Genomic DNA, 13,929 nt, shown 5'->3' with positions numbered 1-13,929 from the left:
AGAAAATTTCAAGTTAAGTTTTTATTAAGTATAAATCTTAAAAAAACAGTGTGAGCTTTCGGGTAATAGTCTTGGACAGAGTGACTGTGAGTCATTGCCCGAAGGGTGGAGCGGGCGAGTTGTGGAATATGCGTATTGACCCATTTATGCGGGATGATATGCAGGTAAGTAGATTAAGGAGAGCTCCAATCCGTAAAGTCAGCACCCTCCTGCTGTTCACTGCGCTGCTGCCGGTTATGGCGGCAACGCCTGCGCATGCTTTTGAGCTCTTTGGAATTAAACTTTGGGGCAAGGACAAGGCTGAAGAAGCCGACGATGTTATTGCCGAACCTAAGCGTTATAAAGTGGAAGTCACGTCGAGCGGTAACCGTACCAATAAAGACGGTAAAGCTGCTGATGTTGATGATCTGATTAAAGGTGCCTCGCGGCTTGTGGCCGATGAGGAGAAAGCAGCGTCGGGCTCCGGCGGACTGCTTGCCAAAGCGCGCGGTGATTACCGGCGTTTGCTGATGGCGCTTTATGGTGAAGGTCGCTATGGCGGCACGATCAGTATTAAGGTCGATGGTCAGGAAGTAGCGGACCTGCCTGCTGATACACAATTGCCTGACACATCGAATATTGTCATCAATGTTGATCCGGGCCCGCAGTTCTTATTTGCCCGCGCCAGTATTACTGAGCTTGCACCGCCTGTAGAGGAACGTCGCAATAAATTGCAGACGCCTAAAGAGGCCGGATTTAAAAGCGGTGAGCTTGCCAAATCCGGTGTGATCCTGAAAGCGGAACGACTTGCTGTCGAAGCATGGCGCCGTCAGGGCTATGCCAAAGCTAAAATTGCCAATGAAAATGTCGTTGCTGATCATGCCGGCAATGTGGTTGATGCCGATATTACGGTCGAACCGGGGCAACTGGCACATTACGGCCCTCTGACAGTGCAGGGCACTGCCCGTATGGATCCGGAATTCGTGGCCTATATGGCAGATCTCAAGCCGGGTGAACGCTATGATCCTGCTGATCTGGAACGCACCCGCCGCCGCCTTGCCCGTATGGATGTTTTCCGCTCAACCACAATTCAGGAAGCGCAGGAGATTAACCGCGACGGTTCTCTGCCGCTCGATCTGATTGTGCAGGAGCGCAAACCGCGCCGTTTTGGTGTGGGTGCGAATTATTCGACACTGGATGGTGCAGGGGTTGAAGCCTTCTGGATGCATCGTAACCTGTTCGGTAAAGCAGAGCGTCTGCGCTTCGATGCCAAGGTCAGCGGCATTGGCGGCTCGCAGGACAGCTCGTTTGATCCTAAGAACTTTACCTATCAACTGGGTACAACATTTACCAAGCCTGGTGTGTTCACGCCGGATACGGATTTTGTGTCCTCGCTTGCCGGCAAACGCGAAGTGCTGGATAATTATACCGAAACATCGGTCAATGGTCAGGCCGGTTTCACGCATATCTTTGATGAATATATGAGCGGACGTCTGTTTGCGAATGTATCCCATGCCCGTTTTGATGATGATTTTTACGGCAAACGTGACTTCTTCACCGTGGGTATGCTCGGTGGTATCCTGCTGGATAAGCGTAATAGCCAGACCAATGCGACATCGGGTTATTATGCGGATGGTGTGATCGAGCCGTTCTATGAAATTAAGAATGGCAGTTTCTCGACCAAATTTACCGCGGAAGGCCGTGGTTATTACGGCTTTGGTGCCGATAACCGTGTCGTACTTGCCGGTCGTTTGAAAGTCGGCTCGATTGTCGGCGCGGATATGAAAGATCTGCCGCCGGATAAAGTTTTCTTCGCCGGTGGCGGCGGCTCGGTTCGTGGTTATGCCTATCGCAGTATCGGCGTGAAAAAGCCGGGCGATGTGGTAATCGGCGGTCGCTCGCTGGTGGAAATGTCGGGTGAGGTACGCACCAAAGTCACCGATAGTATCGGTGTGGTCGGATTTGTTGACGGAGGATATGTCGGGGAAGAAACTTACCCTGACTTTGCGGAGAATCTGCGTTTGGGGGCAGGTGCGGGCTTGCGTTATGATACCAGCCTCGGACCAATCCGTTTCGATGTTGCCGTGCCGCTTAACCGCAGCAAAGGTGACTCAAGTTTTGCATTCTATGTCGGCATAGGACAGGCGTTTTGAACCGTTTTCTCGCTTTCGTAGCCACTTTCTTCATCATTCTGCCGCTCGGTATTTATATCGGGGCATCGCTGTTGCCGCAGGGTACGGCGGGTGTCACGACGCCTGCTACCAGCCAGAACAATCCGCCTGTGTCCGGCTCGGCTGATGGTCAGGTCGCACAGACGGACAATCCTGTCTCGGCGCAGGAAGCTGAGGAAGAAAAGTCCTATTTCCTGTCTTTTGTAGAAGAGAAGCTGTCCGGTCCGAACCGTAAGATCAGCATTTCCGGCATTGAAGGTGTTTTGTCTTCGGAAGCCAAAGTCGGCTCGATCACTGTTGCCGACCGTGAAGGTGTCTGGCTGCGTATTAAAGATGCACAGCTGGTCTGGAGCCGCTTGGCATTGCTGCGTGGCCGCCTGAGCGTGGACACGCTGTCGGCAAAACAGGTTGAACTGATCCGCACACCGCTGCCGGATGAAAGCCTGCCGACGCCGGAAGCGGGCGGTTTCGCTTTGCCGGAACTGCCGCTGGCCGTATTGCTGGGCGAGCTGAATATTGAACGCCTGAAATTCGGACAGCCGGTCTTTGGTCTTGAATCCGAAGTTGCACTCAAAGGCAATCTGACCCTTCAGGACGGTTCCCTGCAGTCGCTCTTTGATATGAACCGCCTCGATGGTCCGGGCGGAACGATCAAGCTGAAAGCCGATTACGCCAATGCCGATCAGAAGCTTGATCTGGATGTGCGCCTAAGCGAACCGGCCAATGGTATTGCTGCCAACCTGTTGAATATCGAAGGTAAACCGCCGGTTGAACTGGCTCTGAGCGGTGCAGGTAAGCTGGATGATCTGAAAATTGATCTGAAGCTTGATGCCGACAGCCAGCGTATTCTGACCGGTCTTCTGACCCTGAACCGTGATGCCAATGGTGCGATTTCCGGACGCGTGTTTAATGCGGATGTTAAAGGCCCGATTGCAGCGCTTATTCCGGAAAAATTCCGCGACTTCTTTGGCGCGACATCCAGCCTTGCTGCCAATGGTCTGATTAAGGACAGCGGTGGTTTCCGTCTGGATAATTTCAGCCTTTCCAATGCCGCGTTGCAGGTTAAGGCCAAGGCTGAAACAGCCACTGACGGCTTTCTGACACGTCTTAATCTGGATGCGCTGATTGCCGATCAGGAAAAAGGCCGCGTTTTGCTGCCGGTCAGCGGTGGCGAAACATCGCTGGCATCTGCCCGCCTGACACTGGATTACGGTGACCGTCAAAGCAATGACTGGACAGGTAAGTTGCTGGTTGAAGGTCTGCAGGCCGGAGATTTCTCCGCACAGCAGACTGTGCTGGATATGGGCGGCGCTGCAGAAAATCTGCAGGATGCCCAGAACCGCCATGTCGGTTTCAATATCACCGGTAATGTAACCGGTATCAGTGCCAAGCAGCCTGATATTGCACAGGCACTGGGCGACCGTTTTGATCTGGCTGTTCTTGGAGCATGGCGTGCGGGTACACCGGTACAGCTTGAGAAAGTGCAACTCACCGGCAATGGTTTGAGTGCGGCACTCAAGGGTACAATCGATAAGTTCATCTATGCCGGTGATATCGCATTGCAGGCTGATAGTCTGATGCCGTTTTCGGCGCTGGCTGGCCGTTCGCTTGCCGGCAGCATTGATCTGAAGGCCAATGGTACAGTCGCGATGCTGACCGGTGGTTTTGACCTGACGCTTGACGGTACTGCTGAAAATATCAAGACCGGCGAAGATATTGCTGATCGCATTATCAATGGCCGTTCTACGCTGAGCGGTGGTCTGGCACGATCTGAAAGTGGTTTCTCTGCCCGTCAGTTCCGTCTTGGCAATGATGCCAATGCGATTACGGCCAATGGTACTTTCTCCAGTAAGACAGCTGATATTGATCTCGGCGTTGATCTGGGGGATATTGCTGACCTGTCAGATAAAGCATCAGGCCCGTTGTCGCTGAAAGCCAGTGCCCGTGGTACAGACAGCCGTATTGCTCTGGCCGCACGTGCGAATGTACCTTCCGGTTTGCTGGAAGGGCGTAAGCTCAATGACGGTGTGCTGGATTTCAATGCATTGCTCGATGGTTCCGATCCGAAACTGGCACCGTCTCTGAACGGTAATTTCAGCGGCAGCGCCTTCCTTGGTGGCGAAAAGCTGGATCTGGCCGGTACGGTCGGGCTGGATGAGCAGGGTAAGCGCCTGAGTGATCTGAGCTTTGTTGCCGGTGGTATGCGCGTCAGCGGTGATCTGAATGTCGGTGACAAAAACCGTATTGCCGGTCGTCTGAAAGTGGATGCACCGGATGTATCAACTGCGGCGGCTCTTTTCCTTGCCAAAGCAAGCGGCAGTATCAATGCTGATATTGACCTGTCCTATGAGGGCGAGCGTCAGAACGCCGTTGTTAAAGCTGATATCCGCAATCTTAAAGTTGAAGACAATGTCATTGGTCAGGCTGCGATTGATGCAACACTGGCAGACTTGTTCAATGTGCCGGTTGTTGATGGTGTGGTCAAAGCCCAGACAATCCGTGCGGGTAGTTTTGAGATCAATACGGTTGATCTCACAGCACAGGCCAATGGCAGCAAAACTGTCTTTCAGGCTGCAACAGACCTGAAAATCGGTACCAAAGTTAAAGTTGATGGCGCGCTGGAGCCGCAAAACGGCGGATTGCTGCTGTCACTCAACGATGCCGAACTGCGTCAGGGATCGATGCTGACCAAGCTGGCACAGCCTGCCTCTGTGGGGCTGAAAGGCAGTGATATCAGCTTCAATAATATTATCATGCAGGTCGGCAGCGGTCGTCTGAGCCTCGATGGTGCTTTGGCTGATCGTTTCAATCTGGATGTCAAACTGGATAATCTGCCTTTGAACGTGGCAAACAGCATCCAGCCGGAACTGGGACTGGGTGGTGTGATCAATGGTCAGGCCAAGGTCACCGGTTCACGGGCGCAACCGGATATCAATTTTGACGTTACGGCACGTGATGTGATTGCCCGTCAGACCCGCGAGCTTGGTATTGGCGCCTTGAATGCTACGGCCAAAGGCACATCCAGCCAGAACCGTCTGAAAGTGGACAGCCGGATTACCGGTGGTAATGGTCTGGACACACGGATCAATGGTTTTGTGCCGCTGGGCACAGACAAGTCCGCCGGTGCGCTGGATGTGAATGTTGAACTGGCCAATCTGCCACTGGCCTTGCTCAATGGTGCGGTTAAAGGTCAAAATCTCGGCGGTAACGTCACCGGTACTGCAAAAGTTACCGGCGCTCTGACCAATCCGTCTGCAGAATTTAATCTGAACGGTCGTTCACTGAGCGCAAAACCACTGGCTGAAAGCGGTCTTGCACCGCTGAACCTGAAAGCCGCAGGCCGTTATGGCGATAAAATCGTCAATATCAGCTCGCTGGCGATTGACGGTCCGCAAAATCTGAGCGTGACAGCGCAGGGGCGTATACCTCTGGCTGGCAGCGGTCTGGGAATTGATGTGACCGGTCAGATTCCGCTGGCGCTTGCCAATCGTTTTCTGGCGGATCGCGGTGCGCAGGCAAGTGGTACGCTGGCTCTGACCGCCAATGTCAGCGGCGCTTTTGATAATCCGCAAATCCGCGGCATGTTCTCGACAAGCGGCGCACAGATGGTTGATCCGGAAACGAATGTCCGCCTCAACAACATCACCATCAATGGCAGTATGGAAGGCCAGACAATCCGTCTGCGTAATGCCAGTGCCGCGCTGTCGACCGGTGGTTCAATCAGTGCTGACGGTACTGTGTCGATTAACGTTGCACAGAATATGCCAGCCGATCTGCGGATCAATTTCAATAAGGCGCGTTATGCGGATGGTTCCATGGTGGTAGCAACCATCAATGGCGGTCTGACAATTACCGGCGGCTTGCTGCGTGATCCTTTGATTGCCGGTAAGATCGATATCGACCGTGCCGAAATCACTGTACCGGAAAGTCTGGGCGGTGGCGGTGCCAATATCGATGTGCGCCATAGCAATACACCGGCATCCGTGCTGATGACATTGCAGCGTGCCAAGGTGGAAACCCGCGCTAAGGGTTCGGCACCGGTTCCGACATCCCGTCCGACTGTACCGCAACTGGATATCCGTGTGGTCGCGCCAAATCAGATTTTCGTACGTGGTCGCGGGCTGGATACAGAACTGGGCGGCGCGGTACGTCTGACCGGTCCGGTTACTAATGTGAAGCCGGTTGGTGGTTTTGAACTGTTGCGTGGTCGTCTGGATATTCTGACACAGCGTGTTACTTTTGATGAAGGTCGCGTCACGCTGATCGGTGATATGAACCCGCAGCTGTACTTCGTTGCCCGTACTGACGGCGGCGATATTACAGTGCTGGTGACTGTACAGGGTACGGTTGATAATCCGGACATCAAGTTCTCATCCGAGCCGGAACTGCCGCAGGATGAGGTTCTTGCCCGCCTGATCTTCAAACGCTCGATGTCCGAACTGTCAGCATTCCAGATTGCACAGCTTGCGGCTGCAGCTGCCGAGCTTGCAGGTGGTAAAAATGCCAATCTGCTCGGCGCTCTGCGTCAGGGCGTTGGCCTTGATGATCTGGATGTGGTGACCGACAGTAAGGGGAATGCCGCAGTGCGTGCCGGTAGTTATATCCGTGATAATATTTATCTCGGGGTTGAGGCCAGCGGTGTGGACGGTACCAAGGGAACTATCAATCTGGATATTACCCGTAATCTGAAGGCTAAAGGCTCTGTCAGCAGTACAGGTGATTCCGGTATGGGTGTGTTCTACGAAAAAGATTATTAAGAGACGGTACAGACTGAATATCGGGCTGTGCCCACTTTCAGCAAACAGAGAAGCCGGTGCTGCAAAGCGTCGGCTTTTTTGTAGTATAGTAAACCAACGACACGCGGGATTAATGGAATCTCAACCATGCGGGCGCACAATCTTGACCTCAAACAAATTTAAGGTCGCACTGAGCATGACTAAGCAGAGTGATAGGTTGAACCGTCGCGTTTTTCTGACCGGTATTGGTGCTTTTGGTCTGGCGGGCTGTTCTCAGTCTCTGGATATGTCGGCATTTCAGCCGGATATTGATATGTCCTCAACCGGCGGTGTCATGCGCCCGCAAATCAGCGTTGATAAAGGTGTTACCAGCAATGAAGTGATGTATGCCGCTGTCCATGAGAACGGATACTCACTGCCCGCTATTCCTTATGAAAAAGTGCCGAAACAATTCCGTCGCCAGATCGTGCCGGATCCGACCGGTGAGGCACCGGGCACCATTGTTGTCCGGCTGAATGAGCGCTTCCTCTATCTGGTTCTGCCAGGTGGTGAGGCTATGCGCTATGGTATCGGTGTCGGGCGGGCGGGGTTTGAATGGTCAGGCCGTGCTAATGTGCAGTATAAAAAACAATGGCCGCGCTGGACACCGCCGCCGGAAATGATCAAGCGTCAGCCGGAGCTGGAAAAATACCGTAACGGGCAGGAGCCGGGACCAAGCAATCCGCTTGGTGCGCGCGCTTTGTATATTTTCCGCGATGGTGTTGATACCGGCTACCGTATTCACGGCAATCCGGAATGGTGGTCAATCGGGCAGGCAATGTCGTCCGGCTGCGTACGCCTGATGAATCAGGACATTATTGATCTTTATAATCGAGTACAGGGTAAAGCGCCGATTGTGGTGCAGGCCTGATACTCTGTTTTAGAGATAAAAACAAAAAAGCCGCGCTTTTCAACGCGGCTTTTTTGTTGTCTTGGGAGGACAGCAAAGAAATAAAAATAATTATAAAAATGTCTGAAAGAATCCGATTAATGAACAGCCTGATGTGTCTGGTTATTTTGTGCCACAACAATCAGGTCAGGTACGTTCTTCACGGCTTCCTCAGTAATGCTGAGAAAATGAAACTTCTGCTGTTGCTGGATTGGATTTGGTGCAACAAACATCGCTGCGGTGAGCAGAAATGCAGCCATAATTCCTAAGCGCTTTTCAGTTTTTGCATTCATGGTTTTAGTCCTGTTCGTTTTGCCCTTGGCTTTCGAGCGCTTGCCCGGCTCTATGGGCTGAAATCATGGTAAAGTTATGAAAACCTCTGCGGTTTTCATCTCAGTGAAATGTTTTGTAACCGGCCGGTGAGAGAACACAGGCAACAGCATAATGAGGGATCGGCAGCAGCACCTGCTCCAGTTCAGTCATGGTCTGCGCATAATCCTGCGCGGCCTTTTTGACTTCTGCGATGCGGCTGCTGCAAACCAGTGCATCAAGGCAGACATCACGTGTGGTGTCATCGCCGTTTTGCAGGGCGGAGATCAGCCCCATCAGCAGGCATTCTTCACGGCAGATATGCATCGAACCATAAGGAAAGGCTTTGAGCTGACAAGCTGCACAAAAATGCAGGGTGCGGATGAAATGGGAAAGTTCGGTCACCGCACGTTTGGCTTTATCAAGGCCAAGCTCCTGCGTGTACACTGTCCAGGCCATTTCCCACGGAATAACTGATCCGGTTTCAAAACCGGCAGTCCAGTGGCGGTAGCCTTCAAGCACCAGCTTTTCAGCCTGTCGTTCGAAATAATGGCTGGATGTTTCAAAGAGATTGCTGACTTGCATATTCATGGCTTGCATCCGATCTGAAAAGGACGCGAAAGCGCGATGAATATGCGTCGCGGCTGCGGGCGCGACGAGAGTACCACCCTTGGGCGGTAGAGTGCCTGACCAAACATAGGTCCTCCAATAGAGCGGGTTCAAGGCCCAAACATCAAAGGTTGAATTTATTGCCACGAGCGGCGGGAAATGCTCCCTCTCTGCTCTGACGAATGGAATATGCCGGTGAAAATGGTTGATTGTCAAACCTAATTTACGCGGAGTTTTTAGAAAAATGTTCTTAATTCAATAGCTTAGAATGATTCCAGACTATTTTACTCAAGTTATAAATCTGAAAACGTAAGCTATCTATATGAAAGCGTACAGATTTTGCATGATTGTCGCAGGCGGCCCGATTGCATCGTGTTCCGGCCGGATTTTATATCTCTGCGACGTCGCGCCTCACACTAAATACTGCGCAAGGCAGCCCGTATGAGGCGCAACATTAAGAATCAGTCCTTAGTGATGGCTGTGATCACCGGCTTTAGCACTGGAACCCTTAGCCGGATTCACGTGAAACGATACGTTAACCTTTCCGGCCTTTTCAAATTCCAGCTCAACATTAACTGTTTCACCTTCCTTGAACGGCTTGGCCAGATCCATAAACATAATATGGAAACCGGTTGGTGCCAGTGTCACGGTCTGACCGGCCGGAATGGTAAGCGGTTCGCTCAGCTTACGCATTTTCATGATATTGTCCTTCATGGACATTTCATGAATTTCAACCTTACCGGCGGCATCAGTCTTACCGCCGATCAGACGATCATATTCTTTGCCGTTATTGGTGATAACCACATAACCACCGGCTACGCGGGCATTCGGAATTGTTGCCACACTATGCGCTTTGGCAAGAGACAGATCACCGATGGTCACAGCATCTGCCGCCTGAGTGCCGTGCATATCATGACCGCCCTTTGTGTCATGGTCACTATGGTTGTCATGCGCTGAGTGATCACCTGTGGCAACCGTCACGTTGAGCTGTGGTGCAGGATTTTTCAACTCATGCGGGTTCTGACCTTCCGCAGCAATATCTGTCCAGTTTTCTGTTTTGCCATCTTCGCAAGTCTGCACAGTCGGGAAGGACAAAGCTGTGTCCTTGTCAAAAGAGGCAAGCTTGCCGACAAAGGAAAACTCATCATAGAAATCGCTTGGCAGATTGCCGCCTTTCCAGATGATTTCAGTGACACCACTTTTTACGTCTTTGCCGTAAAGTTTGTAGCTGTGCTGATAATCGGATTTGACAGTTTCAATCTCCCAGCCGGCTTTGGCCTGAGGCTGCGCAGCAATAACGCCTTCCGGAATTTTAACGCTGACCTGTGTGGTCGCCGCAGCGCCGCAACCATGCGGAATTTTAAGGACGGCTTTATAGGCGCTGCCAGCATTTGCCTGTGGTGTTTCAAGCGAAACATGTGCCTGCGCCAGTCCGGCTGTACCGAGGATAAGGGCAGAAACGCAGAGTGGTGTGAAAATCGTTTTCATCATTATATTCCTTGCAAAGAACAGACATTCTGAGCTGCATTAATGCAGCCGAAAGTCCGGAAACGCGCGAGCGCGTATGACAGATCAATCCCGGCTATCAAAGATATGCGGGGTCTGGTCAGGCAAGGAAAGGTGGTGCTTGCGGCGGGGCAGAGGGCGGATAATCGCGGGCGCGGGGCAGAACATGGGCGGTGCGTCTGACACTGTCGCTGCTGTCTTTGGTAACGACAGGGCCGCCGGTGACCGGCGGAGCAACGAGAGCAAAACCTGCGGAGATACGGCAGGCCTCACAATCAGTCATCATATTATGGTTTTTATGATGCTGGTCAGATGTACCGGAGACGCAGATTGAAACAATGCTGCCATCCGGCATTGTCTCATAACGGATAAAGACAGGCTCATCTGCTGTGCCGCTTTGGGTTGTCATTTGCAGCAGCGGCGCACTGACATCAACCGGTTTATGGGCAAAAGACAGCATAACAAGTGCCAATACGCATAATATGCGTATCAAAACCTGATTATGTTTACCTGTCTGAAGCATCATCCGCCGGTATATGTCATGAAAGATTTATGCCTTTTTATCGTGAGATTGACCGGAAAGAAAGAGCTATACGGAGGGATCACCCGAGATGGAGGGGGGTATGCCTCATGATGTCACAGAGGTTTGCACGGAAAGAGGAGAAGATAACTTTCTCTTAAAGGGAAAATCATTTAACGATGCTACAGGCAATGCCGGTTGCGGGGTAACCTGTTGTTCCGGCAATAATGAACAGATTTTGCGACGAGGTGTGAGGCATGTCACAGATCACGAAAGAAGTGGTACTGGCTCAGCTGAAACAGGTCACAGGGCCGGATTTTGAAGGTGATATTGTCACTCTCGGCTTGGTGTCGGATATTTTTATCGCTGATAATAAAGTGTTCTTTTCCATTACCGTTCCTTCTGATCGTGCGCAGGCAATGGAGCCGTTGCGCCTGCGGGCAGAGAAATTGGTGAAGGATATTCCGGGTGTCGCCGGTGCGCTGGTCACTTTAACGGCCGAACGCAAAGGCGGTCGTACCAGTGATGATGCTCCGCCAAGCCGGCCTGCGCCAACACCGCAGCCACGTCCTGCTGCTCATGCGCATGCCGCACCGCAGCCACAGGCAAAACCGGGCATTCCGGGTGTAGGTAAAATTATCGCCGTTGCTTCGGGCAAGGGCGGCGTTGGTAAGTCCACGACATCTGTGAATATTGCGCTCGGGCTTCAGGCTCTGGGGCTTAAAGTCGGTATTCTCGATGCCGATATTTACGGGCCGTCGATGCCGCGCCTTCTCGGTATTTCCGGTCGTCCGGAAACGGTGAATGGCCGCATCATGAAGCCGATGAGCAATTACGGCCTTAAAGTCATGTCGATGGGTTTTCTGGTTGAAGAAGAAACTCCGATGATCTGGCGTGGCCCGATGGTGATGTCGGCGCTCAATCAGATGATGCGCGAAGTGGAATGGGGCAATCTCGACGTGATGGTCGTGGATATGCCTCCGGGTACCGGCGATGCACAGCTGACGATGGCGCAGCAGGTGCCTCTGGCCGGTGCGGTGATTGTTTCCACCCCGCAGGATCTGGCGCTGATCGACGCCCGTAAAGGGCTGAATATGTTCGCCAAGGTCAATGTGCCGCTGCTCGGTATTGTTGAAAATATGAGCTACTTCATCGCGCCGGATACCGGCAACCGTTACGACATTTTTGGTCATGGCGGCGCGCAGCGCGAGGCAGAACGGCTTAATGTGCCTTTCCTCGGTGCAGTGCCGCTGCATATGCAGGTGCGCGAATTGTCTGATGCGGGAATGCCGATCACGGTTAAAGAGCCGGAGAGCGAGCATGCAAATATCTATCGCGATATTGCTGCGAAGGTCTGGTCTCAGGTGAGCGGCGGTTCAACCCGTTCGGCACCGAAGATCGTCTTTGAATAACAAATGATGAAATTGAAAAAGGCCTGCTTTCAATCATGAAAGCAGGCCTTTTTTGTTAGATCAGGTAATAACGCTTGGTTTTTCACGACCTGTAAAGCGGGTAATTTCCGTGAGTTCGGCAGCGGCTGCGATCAGAGCGGTCAGAGCGCTTTGTGTTTCCAGATCGTGCTTGCTGCTGTCTGCCTCATAGCGTTCCAGATAGATGCGGATGGTTGCGCCTGCTGTACCGGTTCCGGACAGACGAACGACCAGACGGGAGCCGCCCGCAAAAAGAATACGGATACCCTGATGCTTGCTGACGGAGTGATCAACCGGATCATGATAAGCAAAATCATCAGCGGCTTCGACAACCATGCCCTGTACAGTTGTGCCTTTAAGATCAGGCAGTTTTGCACGTAATGCATCCATCAGTGCATTCGCACCATCGGAGGCAACTTCCTCATAGTCATGGCGGGAATAATAATTGCGGCCATAGGTCTGCCAGTGTTCATGCATGATTTCGGCAACAGACTGTTTGCGCGCGGCCAGAATATTCAGCCACAACAAGACAGCCCACAGACCGTCTTTTTCACGGACATGGTCAGAGCCGGTTCCGGCACTTTCCTCACCGCAAATGGTGACCAGACCGGTATCCAGCAGATTGCCGAAGAATTTCCAGCCTGTTGGTGTTTCATGCATGCCGATCTTCAGCTTTTCCGCAACACGGTCAGCAGCGCAACTGGTTGGCATGGAGCGGGCGATACCGGCAATGCCTTTGCTATAGGCCGGAGCCAGATGTGTATTGGCGGCGAGTACAGCCAGAGAATCTGACGGTGCAATATATATGCCCTTGCCGATAATCAGATTGCGGTCGCCGTCACCATCCGATGCTGCACCGAAATCTGGTGCATTGTCCGACATCAGCTCTTCATAAAGTTCATGCGCATAGACAATATTCGGATCAGGGTGATGCCCGCCGAAGTCTTCCAGCGGCACGGCATTGAAGACACTGCCGGCCTTGGCGCCGAGGCGTTTTTCAAAAATCTCTGTGGCATAGGGGCCGGTCACCGCATGCATGGCATCAAAGCGCATGGTAAAGCCGGACTGCAGCAGATTGCGGATGGCTGCAAAGTCAAACAGGCCTTCCATCAATGCGGCATAATCCTTAACCGGATCAATGACTTCTACCACCGTATCGCCGATCTGGTGTGTGCCAAGCGTATCAATATCGATATCGGCACAATCAGCAATTTTATATTGGGTGATGGTTTTGGAATGTTCGAAAATCGCTTCGGTCAGCTTTTCCGGTGCAGGGCCGCCATTGCTGATGTTGAATTTGATCCCGAAATCGCCCTGTGGTCCGCCAGCATTGTGGCTGGCAGAGAGAATAATGCCGCCGAAGGCTTTGTTTTGGCGTATCAGATTGGAAGCCGCAGGCGTTGAGGTGATCCCGCCTTTACCTACAAGAATACGACCAAAACCATTGGCTGCTGCAATCTTGATGACACTCTGGATGACTTTACGATTGAGATAACGGCCGTCACCACCCAATACCAGTGTTTTGCCCTGAAAATTCTCCAGACTGTCAAAGGTCGACTGGATAAAATTCTCCGCATAATGTGCTTGCGCAAATACGGTCACTTTTTTACGTAAGCCTGAGGTGCCGGGCTTCTGATCCGTAAAAGGTGTGGTAGTGATGATTTTAACAGTCATGGTCTGGCTCTGTCCTGACAAGTAACACTCTCGCAAAAGATAAATGCATATCGAATAAACAAGCTGC

Annotated in this window: 9 protein-coding genes; 4 read left to right on the top strand and 5 right to left on the bottom strand. The window is 52.2% G+C overall.

Translation table 11 applies throughout. From position 1 onward, the window contains the following. Positions 1–158: 158 nt before the first annotated feature. From DFR47_RS06865 to DFR47_RS06855, 3 genes are all read left to right on the top strand, one after another. Positions 159–2,132: an autotransporter assembly complex protein TamA gene (locus DFR47_RS06865; RefSeq protein ID WP_374788347.1), complete on the top strand. Its 1,974-nt coding sequence runs from the start codon at positions 159–161 to the stop codon at positions 2,130–2,132. Continuing rightward, the gene (locus DFR47_RS06860; RefSeq protein WP_374788336.1) at positions 2,129–6,907 is read left to right on the top strand and encodes a translocation/assembly module TamB domain-containing protein; all 4,779 of its coding nucleotides are present in this window, start codon (positions 2,129–2,131) and stop codon (positions 6,905–6,907) included. Before DFR47_RS06865 ends, DFR47_RS06860 begins: the two co-directional genes overlap by 4 nt. A gap of 175 nt (positions 6,908–7,082) precedes the next feature. Next, the gene (locus DFR47_RS06855) at positions 7,083–7,796 is read left to right on the top strand and encodes a L,D-transpeptidase (protein WP_113943634.1); all 714 of its coding nucleotides are present in this window, start codon (positions 7,083–7,085) and stop codon (positions 7,794–7,796) included. A gap of 116 nt (positions 7,797–7,912) precedes the next feature. Here DFR47_RS06855 and DFR47_RS06850 read toward each other — a convergent pair whose 3' ends face one another. From DFR47_RS06850 to DFR47_RS06835, 4 genes are all read right to left on the bottom strand, one after another. Continuing rightward, complete coding sequence (locus tag DFR47_RS06850; RefSeq protein ID WP_113943633.1) at positions 7,913–8,107, bottom strand: hypothetical protein; 195 nt, start codon at positions 8,105–8,107, stop codon at positions 7,913–7,915. A 100-nt stretch (positions 8,108–8,207) separates the two neighbouring features. After that, positions 8,208–8,714 (bottom strand): hypothetical protein, encoded by a 507-nt coding sequence (locus DFR47_RS06845; protein WP_210207269.1) that lies wholly within the window; start codon positions 8,712–8,714, stop codon positions 8,208–8,210. A 486-nt stretch (positions 8,715–9,200) separates the two neighbouring features. Then, positions 9,201–10,220, bottom strand: coding sequence for a DUF1775 domain-containing protein (locus DFR47_RS06840; RefSeq protein WP_374788346.1), 1,020 nt, complete (start codon positions 10,218–10,220; stop codon positions 9,201–9,203). 118 nt (positions 10,221–10,338) lie between these two features. Beyond that, the gene (locus tag DFR47_RS06835) at positions 10,339–10,764 is read right to left on the bottom strand and encodes a hypothetical protein (protein ID WP_147245510.1); all 426 of its coding nucleotides are present in this window, start codon (positions 10,762–10,764) and stop codon (positions 10,339–10,341) included. Positions 10,765–11,015: 251 nt separating this feature from the next. Between DFR47_RS06835 and DFR47_RS06830 the strand changes: the two genes are divergently transcribed. After that, the gene (locus DFR47_RS06830; protein WP_113943630.1) at positions 11,016–12,170 is read left to right on the top strand and encodes an Mrp/NBP35 family ATP-binding protein; all 1,155 of its coding nucleotides are present in this window, start codon (positions 11,016–11,018) and stop codon (positions 12,168–12,170) included. Positions 12,171–12,230: 60 nt separating this feature from the next. On the opposite strand, the gene DFR47_RS06825 is transcribed toward DFR47_RS06830, so the two are convergent. Then, positions 12,231–13,862 (bottom strand): alpha-D-glucose phosphate-specific phosphoglucomutase, encoded by a 1,632-nt coding sequence (locus DFR47_RS06825; RefSeq protein ID WP_113943629.1) that lies wholly within the window; start codon positions 13,860–13,862, stop codon positions 12,231–12,233. Positions 13,863–13,929 lie beyond the last annotated feature (67 nt).

The organism is Pseudochrobactrum asaccharolyticum, from assembly GCF_003314995.1.
GTDB classification, from domain to species: domain Bacteria; phylum Pseudomonadota; class Alphaproteobacteria; order Rhizobiales; family Rhizobiaceae; genus Pseudochrobactrum; species Pseudochrobactrum asaccharolyticum.
The sequence above is the reverse complement of the archived record's forward strand: the minus strand, read 5'-3'. Positions and strand labels throughout refer to the sequence as shown.